This window comes from Enterobacter sp. JBIWA005 (assembly GCF_019968805.1).
GTDB lineage: Bacteria > Pseudomonadota > Gammaproteobacteria > Enterobacterales > Enterobacteriaceae > Enterobacter > Enterobacter vonholyi.
Map to the genome: position 1 here is coordinate 1,123,472 of NZ_CP074159.1, position 16,999 is coordinate 1,140,470.

Sequence of the window (16,999 nt, forward strand, 5' to 3'; positions counted from 1 at the left end):
TTTTCAGCGATTAAGCCAGTCAGCGACCTCGCCGTACGTCCCGCGATAGACAATTTTCTCCGCCTTTTTCTCCAGCTGATAGCCGTACATCGGGTCGTAATAGTCGTTCAGCAGCGGCGCAAGCCAGCTGAAGTGCGCGTCCGTGCGGCCAGATCGTTGCTGTTCCAGCAGCGCGGAATCTAACAGCACGGTGAATTCTGCATACCGCTGTAGCCCCAGGCGGCGACGAATGGCGAACAGGCCGTGATGCAGGTACTCGCTGTATTCTTTCCATCCCGCTTCTTCACCGTAGGCCGCAGAAAAATCCGCCCACATGTGGTCGAAATACTCTTCGCGCAGCCGTTCAAGACGGATCTCAAACGGATCCTCGACCACCACGATAGGGGCTTCAACCATGCGGTCGCGCAGGCACTCCGGCAGGTGGTTGGAGCCAATCATCCGGCCTTCGTCTTCCAGCACCCAGCGTGCGGCGTCTTTTTTCAGGAGCTCAGCCGCAAGGTGATTTTCAAAGCTGGCCTGGGAAAGCTGCGGCGTGAGCGTGCGGCCAAACGACGAACCGCGATGGTGCGCCAGCCCTTCCAGATCGATACCCTGCGCGTGCTGCTTCACCAGCAGGGTTTTACCGTTCCCGGTACAGCCGCCAATAAGCACCATCGGCTTTTGCGACTGCTCAATGGTCACCTGAATCGCCGTCTGGCGCAGGGCCTTATAGCCGCCGCGGATCAGCGGGTAGTCGATACCCGCCTCTTTCAGCCAGGCCTGCGAGATATGCGAGCGCTGGCCGCCGCGCGCGCAGCAGAGAAAGCCCTCAGGATGGGCAAGGCTGGCTTCCCGCCAGGCGTTGATGCGTGCTTCACGCGTGTCGCCGTTCACCAGGCGATGGCCGAGCGCCAGCGCGGCCTCGGGGCCCTGGCGTTTATAGCAGGTGCCGACGGCCGCGCGCTCGTCGTCGTTCATTAAAGGCAGGTTGATCGCCGCAGGCATCGCGCCCTGGGCAAATTCGATCGGCGCGCGAACGTCGATTAAAGGGGTATCAGACGCGAGGATCGCGCGATAGTCCGTTCCATCGTTCATGGTTATTCCAGAAGAAAACTCAGCAGCAATGGGCGGGGATTTTACGCCGGGGAAGGGGAAGGTCAACTCCCCGGCGCAGATGTCTTACTTGAGCTTTGACTGTGCCCAGACAATACCGCTCGCGTATTCCGGCGGCAGGAGAGGGATCATGGCTTCCAGGGTGGCGCTCAGGCGGCCCGTGTCGCTGTCGTTCAGGTTCAGGTGACCGACCTTACGACCCTCGCGAACCTCTTTGTCATACCAGTGCAGATGCACGAGCGGCAGCTTCAGCCAGTCGTAGTTCAGATCGGTGCCGATCAGGTTGATCATCACCGACGGGCTATTGACCACCGGCTGCGGCAGCGGCAGGTTGGTGATGGCGCGCAGGTGCAGTTCGAACTGGCTGATGGACGCGCCATTTTGCGTCCAGTGGCCGCTGTTGTGCACGCGCGGTGCCAGCTCGTTGATTAGCAGACCAGACGGCGTCACAAAACACTCCATCGCCATGACGCCCACGTAGCCCAGCTCGTGCATGATGGCAGAGAGCATCTCTTCCGCCTGCGCCTGCTGGTCAGCATTGGCGTGCGGGAAGGCGACGCTGGTGCGCAGAATGCCGTCCTGATGCAGGTTATGCGTCAGCGGATAAAACACCGTGCGGCCGTCATGCCCGCGCGCGCCAACCAGCGAGACTTCACCGCTGAAGTTAATGCCCTGCTCAACGATGCATTCGCCGTAGCAGTCGTCCGGCAGCTCGGCGGTGTCGTTTGCGCGCAGGCGCCACTGGCCGCGGCCATCGTAGCCGCCCACGCGGCGCTTCACAATCGCCAGCTCGCCCAGCATGGCGAAGACGTCGTTCCACTCGCTTTTATCGGACAGGAGCTGCCACGGTGCGGTCGGCAGACCGAGCTTGTCGAACAGCTGCTTTTGCGTCAGACGGTCGGCAATGATTGGGAACACGTCGCGGTTAACAAAGGCGTTGTGAAGCGCCAGCTCGCGGGTCAGAGCGGTCTCCGGCCAGCGTTCGATCTCGGCGGTGATCACGCTCTGGTGGAATGGGACGGCTTCCGGCTCGGCGTCCAGCCCGACGGGCCAGACGGCAATCCCCAGCGGTTCACCGGCCTGACGCAGCATTCGGCCTAACTGGCCATTACCGAGGACGCAAACCTGCTTCATGCCTCACCCCGCGGGTCTGGATTGTCCAGCACTTCGTCGGTCTGGGCTTTACGCCACTCCGCCAGACGCTGATGCAACGCTTTATCGTGTGTCGCCAGGATCTGCGCAGCCAGCAGGGCGGCATTGGCGGCACCCGCTTTGCCAATCGCCAGCGTGCCGACAGGAATACCGCGCGGCATCTGGACGATGGAGTAGAGGCTATCCACACCGCTTAACGCGGCGCTTTGTACCGGGACGCCCAGAACCGGTACCAGGGTTTTGGCGGCAATCATGCCCGGCAGATGTGCTGCGCCGCCCGCGCCGGCAATGATCACCTCATAACCATTCTCTTCGGCGCTTTCTGCGAAGCTGAACAGTTTGTCAGGCGTACGGTGCGCGGAGACCACTTCAACGTGGTGCGGAACATTCAGGATTTCAAAGATTTCGGCGGCGAACTGCATGGTAGCCCAGTCGCTTTTGGACCCCATCACGATGGCGACACGCGCCGGATTATTGCGGGAAGACATGCGTCTTAAAACTCCTGTGGTGCGAAACACACTGCTTTCGAGGGCACAGAGAATAGCATGTTATACGGGCAAGGAAAACGGTTGCGCGGTTAAATCTTGAGCCGTTGTTGCCGTCAATTCATAACAAAACAGACCGCATTCTGGCGGTCTGTTTTCGTCGATGGGCAATCATTATTTCGTCAGTTCTGCGGTCATATAGACGCGGTTGTCGACCTTCGCGCTGGTGATTTTGTAAGACGCACCCTGTTCAGCAGCCTGTGCAGCGATTTTCGCTTCTGCGCGGTCAAGGGTAGAGGCAGTTGCGCTCACGCTTTGAGCGAAAGAACCGAAAGAAGCCAGAGACAGAGCAGCAACTGCAACGAAAGTTTTGATGGATTTCATGGTCGTATTCCTTAAGTATTTTGTTTGGGATAGGGTGTTTTGCCCTGATGTGATAAATAGTAGACCGACCACGGACTGATTAAAATCGAAACAATTTGCCAATATTGTTCAAAAAAATAGAATGAATTTTGAGGGGGATTAAAACGGGAAAGCGATCAGCTCGACGCCCTCTGGCGTGACTTTGACCATGGAGCCTTCGGTGTGCCAGGCACCCAACACCACGCGATGGGCCGGTTCGCCGTTGGCGATAAGGGAATGCACGTCTGGACGATGGGTATGACCGTGTATCAACCACTGAACGCCATGCTTTTCCATCACGCTCACCACGGCCTGCGGATTCACGTCCATGATGGTCATGGATTTGCTGCTGTTGGCGGCTTTGCTGCCCGCACGCATTCTGGCAGCGATACGGTTGCGGATAAACAGCGGCAGGGCAAGGAACACCTTCTGGATCCACGGGGTGTGGACCTTGGCGCGAAACGCCAGGTAGCCGGTATCGTCGGTGCAGAGCGTGTCGCCGTGCATGATCAGGACCTTGCGGCCATAGAGATTGAGTACCCGTTCTTCCGGCAGCAGCGTCATGCCGCTTTCGCGGGCGTAGCGCTTGCCGATCAGGAAATCACGATTGCCGTGAATGAAGTAGCAGGGGACGCCGGAATCTACCAGCGCGTGAATGGCGGCGGCCATTTCACTGTGCAGCGGGTTAGGGTCGTCGTCGCCAATCCAGGCTTCAAACAGGTCGCCCAGGATGTACAGCGCATCGGCGCTTTTCGCTTCACCGCGTAAAAAACGCAGAAAACCGGCGGTAATCGCCGGTTCTTCTGTTTGCAGATGCAGATCTGCAATAAAGAGTGTCGCCACCAATTACTCGCTGACGGTCACGCTTGTAATCACAACGTCTTCTTTAGGAACGTCCTGGTGCATACCGCTGCGGCCAGTAGCGACGGCTTTGATCTTGTCAACCACGTCCATACCTTCAACCACTTCTGCGAATACGCAGTAGCCCCAACCCTGCAGGCTTTCGCCGGAGAAGTTCAGGAAGTCGTTGTCAGCCACGTTAATGAAGAACTGCGCGGTAGCAGAGTGAGGTGCCTGAGTACGCGCCATCGCCAGCGTGCCGCGGGTGTTTTTCAGGCCGTTGTTCGCTTCGTTTTTGATCGCTTCTTTGGTGGCTTTCTGGTTCATGCCAGGTTCGAAACCGCCGCCCTGGATCATAAAACCGTTGATCACGCGGTGGAAAATGGTGTTGTTGTAGAAACCTTCGCGGCAGTAGTCCAGGAAGTTTTTAACTGTTTCAGGCGCTTTGTCATCAAAGGTTTTGATTACGATATCGCCATGATTAGTGTGGAAAGTAACCATTTTTGCATCCTGTTCCGTTATTGTGGTACGTCGACCCGCCTTCGGGTCATCTATAGGGGCTTGTTATAGCATAACCACAGGATGCGATCACCTTGCATTGTGTGCTGCTTCGGGTTTGAATTACGGGTAGAATAGCCGGTTTTCAACCACACACGTGTTTACATGGAATCTTCGATGTTAAAAATCTTTAATACAATGACGCGCCAAAAAGAGGAATTTAAACCTATCCATGCCGGGGAAGTTGGCATGTACGTGTGTGGTATTACGGTTTACGACCTCTGTCACATCGGCCATGGCCGTACCTTTGTCGCCTTCGACGTGGTGTCTCGCTACCTGCGTTTTCTGGGGTACAACCTGAAATACGTGCGTAATATCACCGACATCGACGATAAGATCATCAAGCGCGCCAATGAAAACGGCGAAAGCTTTGTTGCGCTGGTGGATCGCATGATCGCTGAGATGCACAAAGACTTCGACGCCCTGAATATTCTGCGTCCGGACAGCGAGCCGCGCGCGACCCACCATATTCACGAAATCATCGAGATCACCGAAAAGCTGATTGCCCGCGGTCATGCGTATGTTGCCGACAACGGCGACGTCATGTTCTCCGTGCCGACGGACCCAACCTACGGTTCGCTCTCCCGTCAGGATCTGGAACAGCTCCAGGCCGGTGCCCGCGTTGACGTGGTTGACGTGAAGCGTAACCCGATGGACTTCGTGCTGTGGAAAATGTCCAAAGAGGGTGAACCAAGCTGGTCATCCCCGTGGGGCGAAGGCCGTCCGGGCTGGCACATTGAATGTTCCGCGATGAACTGCAAACAGCTGGGCAAGCACTTCGACATTCACGGCGGCGGTTCAGACCTGATGTTCCCGCACCACGAAAACGAAATCGCGCAGTCCACCTGCGCCCACGGCGGCGAGTACGTGAACTACTGGATGCACTCCGGGATGGTTATGGTTGACCGCGAGAAGATGTCGAAATCGCTGGGTAACTTCTTCACCGTGCGCGACGTGCTGAAGTACTACGACGCGGAAACCGTTCGCTACTTCCTGATGTCCGGCCACTATCGCAGCCAGCTGAACTACAGCGAAGAGAACCTGAAACAGGCGCGCTCGGCTCTGGAGCGTCTGTACACCGCGCTGCGCGGTACCGACAGGTCTGTTCCTGCTGCAGGCGGCGAAGCGTTCGAAGCCCGCTTCGTTGAGGTGATGAACGACGACTTCAACACCCCTGAAGCGTACTCCGTGCTGTTCGACATGGCGCGCGAAGTGAACCGCCTGAAGTCAGAAGATATGGCCGCGGCGAATGCGCTGGCGTCCCATCTGCGTAAGCTCTCCTCCGTTCTTGGCCTGCTGGAGCAGGATCCGGACGCGTTCCTGCAGAGCGGTGCGCAGGCGGACGACGGTGAAGTGGCGGAGATTGAAGCGTTGATCAAGGCGCGTCTGGAAGCGCGTCAGGCGAAGGACTGGGCGGCGGCAGATGCGGCGCGCAACCGTCTGACCGAGATGGGCATCATTCTGGAAGACGGCCCGCAGGGAACGACCTGGCGCCGTAAGTAAGTCTGGGGCGCGCTGATGCCCTCACCCCAGCCCTCTCCCACAGGGAGAGGGTGCAAACACTAAAAACGGCAACTTGAGTTGCCGTTTTGCTTTTACCTCCGCCTCCACCACAACATCCCCATCAGTACGATCCCCGGCAGCCACACCCACAGCAGCTCTGAAATAATCACCTGATGCCCGTACGGCGTGGTATAGCGCGACAGCGCAAACGGCGCCACTTTAATCACCTGCCACGGCGCAAAGAAGCGTTCATCTGACCACGGCCACAGCCAGCCGACGCCTTTCCCGCCCGTGGTAATCGAATCCAGCAGGCTGTGCGACAGCAGTGACACCGTTAAAAACAACCAGCACCGCGTCAGGCTGGTTCTGAACCAACGTCGTCCAGTCAGCACGCAAAGTATCGGCACTACAAAGGCAAACAGCAGGGAGTGGGTAAAGCCGCGGTGGCCGAAAACATTGCCGTACGCGACACCAAACTTAAATGCCAGCACGTCGGCATCCGGAAGCATGGCGAGGATAATCCCGGCAAACAGCAGGCGGGGAGGAATCACTTTGGTTCCCAGGCCTAAGCCCAGGCAAAGCGGAACAGCGGCGTGCGTAATAACGGTAGGCATTGTGATTATCCATGGCAAATCATGGAAATATAGCAGTCATCCCGCGCTAAAAAACCTGTGCGAAATTCTGAATTTACGCCGATTCTCGAGCGATAAGCTGCCCGGAAAGCGTAATGCGCTGGGTTTGCAGCGTCGGCTCCTTCAGCGTGCGGATAATCAGCCCGGCCGCCTGACGCCCCGTCTCTTCGCTGGCGGACGAGACGTAGGTAAACGATGGCGAGGTGAGGTTAACGTGGAGCATATCTTCGAAACCGACCAGCGCGACCTGCTGCGTCAGAAAGACATCTTTACCCACCGTACGCCCGACCTGATGAATACCGGAGATAGAGCCGATCATGGCATCCGGCGAGTGGCAGAGCAGGGCGGTGATGGTGTTGTTTTTTTCCAGCAACTGGCGGGTGGCGAAACCCGCGGCCAGCGTGTCATCGCTGCAGGCCGGAGAGTATTCATCGCGCCAGACCAGCCCGTTTTGCGCCATCGCGCTGCGAAAACCGAGCAGGCGCTGTTCGCGGATAAGGCAGCCTTCGCGTCCGCCAATGTAGGCGATATTGCGATGACCGCGCTCGATAAGATAACGCACCGCCAGATTGGCCGCCTGTCGGTTATCGCGCATCACCAGATTGCATTTTTCATCCAGCAGCGACTGCGAGACCACCACCAGCGGCAGCGGGCAGCGGCGAATCTGTTCCGGCAGGGTAGACGTGCGGGTATCCGAGGCCAGATAGATAACTCCGGCGACGCCCTGCTGCTTAAACGACAGCAGGCAGCGCTCAAGATGGTCATGGTCGTTCTGGGGCTGACCGAGAAAAACCATATACCCCTGTTTTTCGAGATCCTGAACGATGCTCGCCATCACCTTGATGGAGAAACTGTCGCTAAAGTCACGGAGGATCAGGCCAATCAGGTTGGACGTATTGGCGCGGAGGTTGGCAGCGGCAACGTTATGAACATAGCCCAGCGTATTGATGGCAGCGTTGACCTTCTCGATCGTTGCCTCTGAGATTTTCCCTTTCTGGCGCAGCACCAGCGAGACGGTTGAGACCGACACGCCCGCGTGCTTTGCGACATCAATAATGCTGACTTTCTTCAAAACCGCTCCCTGAAATTTACCGATTATCAGCCAGATAAAACACGTCTCCCAGCGTACAGGAGACGTGTCGTTCAGGCATCTTATTATTTGCCGATCATGGTGGACATGGTCTGGGCGATAAACTGTGCTCTGGCACCGAAAATCACCTGAATACCGTTGTCGCCGACAAACACCACGCCGCGCGCGCCGAGTCCGTTCAGACCGTCTTTATCCACCACCTCGCTTTTTGTCACTTCCAGGCGAAGACGGGTGATACAGGCGCCGACGGAGTCGATGTTATGCGCACCGCCCAGCAGGGTGATGATCTCTGTCGCGAGTTCGGAATCCGATTTCTCATCCGCGTTAGCGGTCACTTCAGTGCGGCCCGGCGTTTTCACGTCGAAACGACGGATCACAAAGCGGAACGTGAAGTAATAAATCAGGCCCATTGGAATGCCGATGATAATGGCGCTCAGGAAGTGGGTCTGGTAGCCGTTAAAGGACGGCAGGATCCCGAATGACAGATAGTCGATAAAGCCCGCGGAGAACGACTTGGCGATATGCGCATGCAGCAGGTACATGGTCATGTAGGCCAGGCCCGCCATGATGGCGTTAAAGACGTACAGGATCGGCGCCACGAAGATAAAGGTAAACTCAACCGGTTCGGTGATCCCCGTCAGGAAGCAGGTCAGCGCCGCGGAGAACAGAATACCGGCCGCGATTTTTTTATTCTTCGTATGGGCTTCGTGATACATCGCCAGGCATGCCGCAGGCAGCGCGAACAGCATCAGCGGGAATTCACCCTGCATGAACTTACCAGCGTTCTGGTAGGTGTCGCTGCTGAAGGATTTCACCCCTTCTTCCAGCATCTTGAACCAGATGGTCTGGTCGCCGTGGATCACCTGGCCTGCCTGGGTGGTGTAATCCCCAAACGAATACCAGAAGGACGGATACCAGATATGGTGCAGACCGAGCGGGATCAGCGCGCGCTCTACCAGACCGAAGATAAAGGTCGACGCCGCCTGATTATCACCGTTCACCACCACGGAGAGCGCGTCGATACCGGCCTGAATATGCTGCCAGACGTATGGCAGCAGCAGCCCCATCAGGAACGAGAGGAACGCCGTTGCAATCGCCACGAAGCGCTTGCCGGAGAAGAAGCCCAGGAATTCCGGAAGCTGCATGGTGTGGAAGCGGTTATAGCACCAGGCCGCGAGAATACCGCAGATCAGGCCGCCGAAGACGCCCATCTGCAGCGTCGGAATGCCCACCACCATGGCGTATTTCCCGCCCTGAGAGGCCATTTCCGGCGTGATGCTCAGCACGGTGCTGATGGTGATATTCGTGACAAACACCGATACCGCCGCAGACAGCGCCGCGATGCCGGATTCTGACGCCAGACCCACGGCGGAGCCAATGGCAAACAGCATCGGCAGGTTATCAAAAATAACCCCGCCCGCGTTCATCATCAGCGGCAGATGGAACTTATCGCCGAAGGCCAGCAGCAGGCCCGCAGCGGGAAGCAGTGAAATTGGCAGCATTAAGGCGCGACCAATCATCGATAACTTAGACAGCGATTTAACAAACCCTGATATCAGACTCATGCTGATTTCCCCCGAGTAGCGCTTTTTTTGCGCTGTTATTGTAAGTAGAACGTTTTAGTAGAACGTTCTACTTATCGTGGGCAAAGAGTGAAAAACGCGCAACTGAATTTTCACTTTTCAACAGATGAAATAGTGATTATTTGAAGTGGATCGATAAATAACCATGATGGGAGTGAGGGGATTTTAAATCCCCTCTCCCTGTGGGAGAGGGTTAGGGTGAGGGCATCAAACGGCTCAGGCCGTAACGGTTACGCTCTGTCCTTCAAAGCTCACGGTCTGACCCGCGACAATCTTGCAGCGCTTGCGCGTTTCTACCACGCCGTCGACTTTTACCAGCCCGTCGGCGATAACGATTTTCGCCTGTGCGCCGCTTTCGCTCCAGCCTTCCAGCTTGAGCAGGTCGCACAGCTCAACGTGCGGGTGTTTACCTAATGAAAAAGTCGCCATCTTACGCGTCCTCTACGTCGTGATATTCTTCGCACGCCTGCAGCGTATTCTGAATCAGCGTTGCTACGGTCATCGGGCCTACGCCGCCCGGTACTGGGGTAATGTAAGACGCGCGCGCGGCGGCATCTTCATACACCACGTCGCCGACCACTTTGCCGTTTTCAAGACGGTTAATTCCGACGTCCACGACAATCGCACCCTCTTTAATCCACTCGCCAGGAATAAAGCCTGGCTTGCCGACCGCGACGATCAGCAGATCGGCGTTCTCAACGTGGTGGCGCAGGTTTTTGGTGAAGCGGTGGGTGACGGTGGTGGTGCAGCCGGCCAGCAGCAGCTCCATGCTCATCGGACGGCCCACGATGTTGGACGCGCCGATGACCACGGCATTCAGACCGTAGGTGTCGATATTATAACGCTCAAGCAGCGTCACGATACCGCGTGGCGTGCAAGGACGCAGACGCGGCGCACGCTGGCACAGGCGGCCAACGTTGTACGGGTGGAAACCGTCCACGTCTTTATCCGGTGCGATACGCTCCAGCACCTTCACGTTGTCGATACCAGCGGGTAGCGGCAGCTGAACCAGAATACCGTCGATTTCTTTATCGGCGTTCAGGGTGTCAATAAGTTCCAGCAGTTCTGCTTCGCTGGTGGTTTCCGGCAAATCGTAAGAGCGGGAGACGAAGCCCACCTCTTCACACGCTTTGCGCTTGCTGCCGACATAAATTTGCGATGCCGGGTTGCTGCCAACCAGCACAACGGCCAGCCCGGGGGCGCGTTTTCCGGCAGCTTTACGCGCCTTCACTTTTTCCGCGACCTCAGAGCGCACCTGCTGCGCAATCGTTTTACCGTCAATAATCTTTGCTGCCATCAGAGAGAAGATTCCGTCTGTAACGTTTGAAAGGGGGGATGGCGTGTATTTTGTCAGAAGCGAGCGTCGCTGTCAGTCACCCTTTACGCGTTTTTATCAGCGTGACGCAAAAACCCTTCTTAAGGGATGGTCAATTTCTTAGGCGGGATTAGGATGTGACCTGGCGAAATGGCAGCGTTTTGACATATTTAAAAACCGTGCACTGAGCTACTTTGTCTCCTCCGAAATAAGCTTTCAATTCATCAATTGAACGTATTTCTTATTCCCGATTATTCGCGGGAAGGGTTATTTACATTTTAAAGGAATAGACATGAAACTCAGCAACATTGCTTCTAATGTTATTGCAACTTTGGCCCTGGTTGCGGGTGCCGCAAATGCAGCGGATCCTGCTGCGCCGGTTTCCGTAAATGGCGGTACCGTACATTTTAAAGGTGAGCTGGTTAATGCTGCTTGTTCAGTAAATACTGATTCTTCCGAGCAGACCGTTAATCTGGGTCAGTATCGTACCGCGAAATTCACCAAAGTGGGCGACACCACCTCTAATATCCCATTCAACATTGAACTGAACGATTGCGATCCGCTGGTTGCCAAAACTGCAGCCGTTGCGTTCACCGGTCAGATCGACCCAACCGACAAAACCCTGCTGGCCGTCACCTCCGGTAACAACGACAACACCGCGAAAGGCGTGGGTATCGAGATCCTCGACAGCAAATCCAGCGTTCTGACCCCGGACGGCGCGACCTTCTCTGCTGCGCAGACGCTGATCGAAGGGACGAACACCCTGAAGTTCACCGCGCGTTACAAATCAACGGCTGCCACCACTGAGCCAGGCCAGGCGAACGCTGACGCCACCTTCGTAATGAAATACGAATAATTCCTCCGCACAGGGATGTTCAGGCCTCAGGGATGAGGCCCGTCATACGCTAATGCCAGGAACGAAGGATGACAAGGACTGGAACACTACTGCTGTTAACCCTTGCGATGGCTTGCCCGGCATCGGCGCATACCGTGGTGATCGAAGGCGGCAAGGTTCATCTCAGAGGTGAACTGGTGAACGGCGGCTGCGCCGTGGCGCCCGACAGCCAGAATATGCGCATCGACATGGGCCAGTACCGAACCAATTCATTTTCCGGTGTGGGCAGTTTTTCCACGGTGAATGTGCCTTTCACCGTACGGCTGCTGGACTGCAGCGTTGATGTTTCGCGCACCGTGGGGATCCAGTTTCAGGGCGTCACGCCCGCAGAGGATCCGCAGGTCTTTCTGGCGACATCGCGGCCGGGTGAAACATCTGTCAGCAGCGGCGTCGGGCTGGCGCTCTTTGACGAACAGCAACGTCAGATAATCCCAAACGCTACGGCCGTCAGCTGGCTGCCTGTCGATACCCGCGAGCTCGCGTTCCATTTTAGCGCCCGCTATCGGGCTATTTCCGAACATCTCGAGCCAGGCAAAATTCAGTCGGATGTCTGGTTTACGTTGATTTATCCGTAACACCTGCGAACACATTATTAAAGGTACGGTTGTGATGAATACCCTAATTAAACCAGGACTTTTTTTATCGTTTATTTTGATGATGGTTTCTGCATGCGCAAATGCATCCGGCGGTATTGCACTGGGGGCCACGCGCGTTATTTATCCGGCAGAGGCGAAGCAAACGTCGCTGGCGATCACCAACAGCAACAAACAGGAACGTTATTTAATTAACGCGTGGATCGAAAATGCGAGCGGGCAAAAAGAAAAAACGTTTGCCGTCACTCCGCCCCTGTTTGTTAGCGAGCCGAACAGCGAAAACACGCTGCGTATTATTTACGCCGGGCCGGCGCTGCCTGCCGATCGCGAATCGCTCTTTTACATGAACGTGAAGGCGATCCCGTCGGTGAACAAAGCGAAAACGGAAAACAATAACGTGCTGCAGCTGGCGATCCTTTCACGCATCAAGCTGTTTGTGCGCCCGAACAACCTGGCGATGCAGCCGGAAGAGGCGCTTTCCCAGCTGCGGTTTGAGCGCGCCGGCAACCATCTCAAAGTCAGCAACGCGTCGCCGTATTACATCACGCTCGTTAATCTGAAGCTGGGCGGGCAGACGCTGGACAACCTGATGGTTGCGCCGAAAAGTTCGTCTCAGCAGGTGCTGCCAGCCGGTGCCAGCGGTACGCTTTCCTGGCAGAGCGTGAATGACTACGGTGCCATCACCCCGGCGCGCAGCGTCAACCTGTGAGCAGAGTCAGGGCGATGAAAAACCACCAGGGACGTTACTGCCCGGTTGCACTGGCGCTGATGGCTGCGCTCTGGCCGCAGGCTGGCTGGAGCGAAAGTTATTTCAACCCGGCCTTTTTGTCCGACGATACCGCCAGCGTGGCGGATTTGTCGCGTTTTGAACAAGGACACCAGCAGGCACCCGGCGTTTATCGCGTGGATATCTGGCGTAACGATGAGTTTATCGGTACCCAGGACGTGCGTTTTGAGCTGGCAGAGAACACACCGCCGGTGGCGGGCGGTTTGTCGGCGTGCATTACGCGCGCGATGCTCGATCGCTTTGGCGTCAACGTCGCGGCGTTTCCCGAGCTGGCTAAGGTGCAGGGCGAGACCTGCGTTCCGCTGACCACGGCTATACCCGGCAGCGAAACGGTATTCAACTTTGCCTCGCAGCGTCTGGACGTCAGCCTGCCGCAGGTGGCTTTGCAAAACAGCGCCCGGGGCTATATTCCGCCTGAACAGTGGGATGAAGGTATCCCCGCCGCACTGGTGAACTACAGCTTCTCCGGTAACCGGGGAAGCGAAGACGACAGCTATTACCTCAACCTGCAAAGCGGATTGAACTATGGCGCCTGGCGTTTACGTAACAACGGCGCATGGCGGTACACGCAGAATAACGGGCAGCGGCACAGCGAGTGGCAGAATATTGGCACCTGGGCGCAGCGCACCGTCATCCCGCTGAAAAGTGAACTGGTGCTGGGCGACAGCAATACCGGGAATGACGTCTTCGACAGCATGGGTTTTCGCGGCGGGCGGCTTTTCTCGTCTGACAGCATGTATCCGGACAGCCTGCAGGGCTACGCGCCGACCGTGCGCGGGATCGCCCGTACGCCCGCCAAAGTGGTCGTTCGACAGAATGGCTACGTTATCTATCAAAGCTATGTGCAGCCGGGCGCATTTGCCATCACCGACCTTAACCCCACCTCCTCAAGCGGTGACCTGGAAGTCACGGTCGAAGAGAAAGACGGCACCCAGCAGCGCTATACCGTGCCGTACTCCACCGTGCCGCTTCTGCAGCGTGAAGGGCGCTGGAAGTATGACCTCGTGGCGGGGGATTACCGCAGCGGTAACAGCGATCAGGATACGCCATTCTTCACCCAGGGAACCCTGATTACCGGTCTCGCCAACGGTTACACGCTCTACGGCGGAACTCAGCTGGCATCGCGCTATACCGCGGTGGCCGTCGGGGCCGGAAAAAACCTGGGCGACTGGGGCGCGGTCTCGCTCGATATCACCCACGCCTGCAGCCAGCTCGCGGACGACAGCAAGCATGAAGGGCAGTCTCTGCGCTTCCTCTACGCGAAATCCCTTAACGGCTTCGGCACCAACTTCCAGCTGCTGGGGTACCGCTACTCCACAAAAGGGTTTTACACCCTTGACGATGTGGCCTGGCGCTCAATGGAGGGCTATCAGTATGCCGATAGCAAGAACGATAACGATGTGCCGGACGTGCAGAGTTATCACAACCTGACGTGGAATAAAAAAGGCCGCTTCCAGCTCAACGTTTCTCAGTCGCTGGGGGACTATGGCTCGGTCTATATCTCCGGTAGCGAGCAGACCTACTGGGGAACAGACGAGACGAATCTCTGGTACCAGCTGGGCTACGCGGGAGGCATGAAGGGGATCAACTACTCCGTCTCGTGGTCGTGGAACAAATCCGTCGGGATCGACGGCACCGACCGCATCGCGTCGTTTAACGTCTCCGTGCCGTTCAGCATCTTTACCCGTCAGGGCTATCGTCGGGACAGCGCGATTGACCGCGCCTACGCTACGGCATCCGCCAGCCGGAACAGCGATGGCGATACAAGCTGGCAAACCGGCGTCAGCGGCACGCTGCTGGAAGACCGCAACCTGAACTACAGCGTGACCCAGGGACACACCAGCACCAACGGCTCAAGCGGAAGCGCCAGCGCCAACTGGCAGGCGACCTACGGCACATTGGGCGTCGGCTACAACTACAGCGACGATCAGCACGATCTCAACTGGCAGCTCTCCGGCGGGGTGGTCGGCCACGCCGATGGCGTGACCTTCAGCCAGCCGTTGGGGGACACCAACGTGCTGATCAAAGCTCCGGGGGCATCTGGCGTCAGCGTGGAAAACCAGACCGGCGTGAGAACCGACTGGCGAGGCTACGCGGTGATGCCGTATGCCACTGTCTACCGCTACAACCGTGTGGCGCTGGATACCAACACCATGAGCAATAACACCGATATCGAAAACAACGTGAGCAGCGTGGTGCCAACCAAAGGCGCGCTGGTGCGCGCCAGCTTTGATACCCGCATCGGCGTGCGCGCCCTGCTGACGGTGATGCGCGGCAACCAGCCGGTGCCGTTCGGCGCGGTGGTTCGCGAAAACCGAAGCGGCGTGACCAGCATGGTGGGGGATGACGGGCAAATTTACCTGAGCGGGCTGCCGCTGGAAGGCGAACTGCTGATCCAGTGGGGCGACGGGGCGCAATCCCAGTGTCGCGCGCCTTACAGCTTGTCTGAAAAGAGCCTGCAACAGGCAATCACACTTAAGGGGATCGGCTGTGATTAAAACTCAAATCTTTGCTTTGTCGCTTCTGGCGTTACTGCCCGCGACAAACGCATTAGCGACCGTGTGCGTCAATGAAAAAGGCGTGCCGACGGAAGTGCATTACGATCTGACGGATAAATTCAACAGCTCGAATAACCAGATCGGACAGGTCGTGACGCTCAGCGAGAAGTCGCAGTGGGTAGGGGTCAATGCCGTCTGCCCGAAGGGCACCGTCGGGAATACCACCAAGCGTAGCTATGTGACCGATTATCAGGTAACAGGAACGAGCGATGGCTACCAGTATCTGAAGCTTAACGACTATCTGGACGGGGCCATGAAAATCACGGACAGCTATGCTGGCGTGTTTTATCCGCCAAAAAGCTATATCCAGATGGGGAGCCATCCTAACGTCTCTAAAAACAAACCGTTTGGCGTTCAGGACTCCAGCCTTGTCTTCCGCCTTAAGGTGACCCGGCGTTTTATTAACATGGTCGTTATCCCGCGCGCCACCATGTTCCGCGTCTACGTCACCACCACCTCATCCGATCCGTTAACCACGCCGGTCTATACCATTAGCTACAGCGGAACCATTCAGGTGCCGCAAAGCTGCGCCATTAATGCAGGTAACGTGGTGGAGTTTGATTTCGGCGACATTGGCGCCTCCTTGTTCAGCAAGGCGGGCGTAGGTAACAAACCGGAGGGCGTCTCATCGCAGAGCAAAACCATCGCCATTAAATGCACCAACGTAGAGGCGAACGCCATGCTGACGATGCGCGTCGAGGCGGAAAAAGTCTCTGATAATGTGCTGGTGTCGGATAACCCGGATGTGGGATTCATCATTGCTAATCAGAGCGGGGCGCCGCTGACGCCTAACAACCTGACAAGTAAAATTCCGTTCCGCCTTGACGACAGCGCGCAGGCGCAGGTGGGGATCCGGGTCTGGCCGGTGAGCGTGACGGGCAATAAGCCTGCGGAAGGGCGCTTCACCTCGCGCGGGTATTTGCGCGTGGATTACGATTAAGGAGCCGATATGCGAAACGGGATCCGTTTAATCACCGTAGCGCTCTTTGCGCTTTGCACACAGGCCCAGGCGGACACCGCGTTGGGCGAAATTAATATTCGGCTCTACGGCAATATTGTCGATTTTACCTGCGTCGCGGAAGGCAGCGACAGCGACAAGACCGTCACGCTGGGCACATGGCCCACGAAACAGCTCAGCACCACCGGGAGCCGCACGCAGCCCATGCCGTTTACGCTGAAGCTGACCGGCTGTCCGCCGGGCTCGGCGTCCATCACGTTTTCGGGTAAAGCCGACGGGAGCAATAGCGGCCTGCTGGCGCTGAATGACGCCAGTACTGCAAGTCGTGTCGCGGTAGAGATCAGGGATGCGAATAAAACGCGCCTGGCTCTCCAGCAGGCCAGCCAGCCGGTCTCGGTTGATGCGCAGGGGAATGCGATACTGTCGTTTTATGCCAATTATATTGCCACCGCAGATAACCCTCAGCCCGGACGAGCCGATGCGGATGCCACCTTTATGATTAACTATAATTAGCACTGACCGCACTCCCTGCAGCTCAGATAAGCTGCAGGGAGTG

The 16,999-nt window shown here is 57.0% G+C and carries 18 protein-coding genes; 7 read left to right on the top strand and 11 right to left on the bottom strand.

The annotated features are described in order from the left end of the window. Positions 1–3 precede the first annotated feature (3 nt). From mnmH to ppiB, 6 genes are all read right to left on the bottom strand, one after another. On the bottom strand, positions 4–1,074 hold the full coding sequence (gene mnmH / locus KGP22_RS05290) for a tRNA 2-selenouridine(34) synthase MnmH (RefSeq protein ID WP_149366092.1): 1,071 nt from the start codon (positions 1,072–1,074) through the stop codon (positions 4–6). A gap of 84 nt (positions 1,075–1,158) precedes the next feature. Next, positions 1,159–2,226, bottom strand: a complete 1,068-nt coding sequence (gene purK / locus KGP22_RS05295) for a 5-(carboxyamino)imidazole ribonucleotide synthase (RefSeq protein ID WP_223581482.1) — start codon at positions 2,224–2,226, stop codon at positions 1,159–1,161. After that, on the bottom strand, positions 2,223–2,732 hold the full coding sequence (gene purE, locus KGP22_RS05300) for a 5-(carboxyamino)imidazole ribonucleotide mutase (protein ID WP_223581484.1): 510 nt from the start codon (positions 2,730–2,732) through the stop codon (positions 2,223–2,225). Before purE ends, purK begins: the two co-directional genes overlap by 4 nt. 171 nt (positions 2,733–2,903) lie before the next feature. Continuing rightward, a complete protein-coding gene (locus tag KGP22_RS05305) occupies positions 2,904–3,113 on the bottom strand; it encodes a YdgH/BhsA/McbA-like domain containing protein (RefSeq protein WP_111963370.1) in 210 nt (69 codons plus the stop codon). Between the two features lie 138 nt (positions 3,114–3,251). Beyond that, positions 3,252–3,974 (bottom strand): UDP-2,3-diacylglucosamine diphosphatase, encoded by a 723-nt coding sequence (lpxH, locus tag KGP22_RS05310; RefSeq protein ID WP_111963487.1) that lies wholly within the window; start codon positions 3,972–3,974, stop codon positions 3,252–3,254. A gap of 3 nt (positions 3,975–3,977) precedes the next feature. Beyond that, positions 3,978–4,472 carry a peptidylprolyl isomerase B gene (ppiB, locus tag KGP22_RS05315; RefSeq protein ID WP_111963369.1) on the bottom strand — a complete coding sequence of 165 codons (495 nt, stop codon included), beginning with the start codon at positions 4,470–4,472 and terminating at the stop codon, positions 3,978–3,980. A gap of 174 nt (positions 4,473–4,646) precedes the next feature. On the opposite strand from ppiB, the gene cysS reads away from it, so the two are divergent. Then, positions 4,647–6,032, top strand: a complete 1,386-nt coding sequence (gene cysS, locus KGP22_RS05320) for a cysteine--tRNA ligase (RefSeq protein WP_111963368.1) — start codon at positions 4,647–4,649, stop codon at positions 6,030–6,032. A gap of 92 nt (positions 6,033–6,124) precedes the next feature. Here the strand turns inward: cysS and KGP22_RS05325 are convergent, their stop codons facing one another. The 5 genes from KGP22_RS05325 to folD form a co-directional block, all read right to left on the bottom strand. Continuing rightward, a complete protein-coding gene (locus KGP22_RS05325; protein ID WP_111963367.1) occupies positions 6,125–6,646 on the bottom strand; it encodes a metal-dependent hydrolase in 522 nt (173 codons plus the stop codon). Between the two features lie 73 nt (positions 6,647–6,719). Continuing rightward, positions 6,720–7,736, bottom strand: a complete 1,017-nt coding sequence (malI, locus tag KGP22_RS05330) for a Mal regulon transcriptional regulator MalI (protein ID WP_090417966.1) — start codon at positions 7,734–7,736, stop codon at positions 6,720–6,722. Between the two features lie 83 nt (positions 7,737–7,819). Next, positions 7,820–9,319 carry a PTS transporter subunit EIIC gene (locus KGP22_RS05335; RefSeq protein ID WP_024906880.1) on the bottom strand — a complete coding sequence of 500 codons (1,500 nt, stop codon included), beginning with the start codon at positions 9,317–9,319 and terminating at the stop codon, positions 7,820–7,822. Between the two features lie 234 nt (positions 9,320–9,553). Beyond that, entirely contained in the window at positions 9,554–9,766 is a 213-nt protein-coding gene (ybcJ, locus tag KGP22_RS05340) for a ribosome-associated protein YbcJ (RefSeq protein WP_023334767.1), read from the bottom strand. 1 nt (position 9,767) lies between these two features. After that, positions 9,768–10,634: a bifunctional methylenetetrahydrofolate dehydrogenase/methenyltetrahydrofolate cyclohydrolase FolD gene (folD, locus tag KGP22_RS05345; protein WP_008499332.1), complete on the bottom strand. Its 867-nt coding sequence runs from the start codon at positions 10,632–10,634 to the stop codon at positions 9,768–9,770. A gap of 310 nt (positions 10,635–10,944) precedes the next feature. On the opposite strand from folD, the gene fimA reads away from it, so the two are divergent. From fimA to sfmF, 6 genes are all read left to right on the top strand, one after another. Continuing rightward, positions 10,945–11,508 (top strand): type 1 fimbrial major subunit FimA, encoded by a 564-nt coding sequence (gene fimA / locus KGP22_RS05350; RefSeq protein WP_223581486.1) that lies wholly within the window; start codon positions 10,945–10,947, stop codon positions 11,506–11,508. 68 nt (positions 11,509–11,576) lie between these two features. After that, complete coding sequence (gene fimI / locus KGP22_RS05355) at positions 11,577–12,122, top strand: type 1 fimbrial protein subunit FimI (RefSeq protein WP_111963365.1); 546 nt, start codon at positions 11,577–11,579, stop codon at positions 12,120–12,122. Positions 12,123–12,156: 34 nt separating this feature from the next. Further along, complete coding sequence (fimC, locus tag KGP22_RS05360; protein WP_115874399.1) at positions 12,157–12,849, top strand: type 1 fimbria chaperone FimC; 693 nt, start codon at positions 12,157–12,159, stop codon at positions 12,847–12,849. A gap of 14 nt (positions 12,850–12,863) precedes the next feature. Next, the gene (locus KGP22_RS05365; RefSeq protein ID WP_223581489.1) at positions 12,864–15,425 is read left to right on the top strand and encodes a fimbrial biogenesis usher protein; all 2,562 of its coding nucleotides are present in this window, start codon (positions 12,864–12,866) and stop codon (positions 15,423–15,425) included. Beyond that, complete coding sequence (fimH, locus tag KGP22_RS05370) at positions 15,418–16,425, top strand: type 1 fimbria D-mannose specific adhesin FimH (RefSeq protein WP_115874401.1); 1,008 nt, start codon at positions 15,418–15,420, stop codon at positions 16,423–16,425. Before KGP22_RS05365 ends, fimH begins: the two co-directional genes overlap by 8 nt. Positions 16,426–16,434: 9 nt before the next feature. Beyond that, complete coding sequence (gene sfmF, locus KGP22_RS05375; RefSeq protein WP_111963362.1) at positions 16,435–16,956, top strand: fimbria assembly protein; 522 nt, start codon at positions 16,435–16,437, stop codon at positions 16,954–16,956. Positions 16,957–16,999 lie beyond the last annotated feature (43 nt).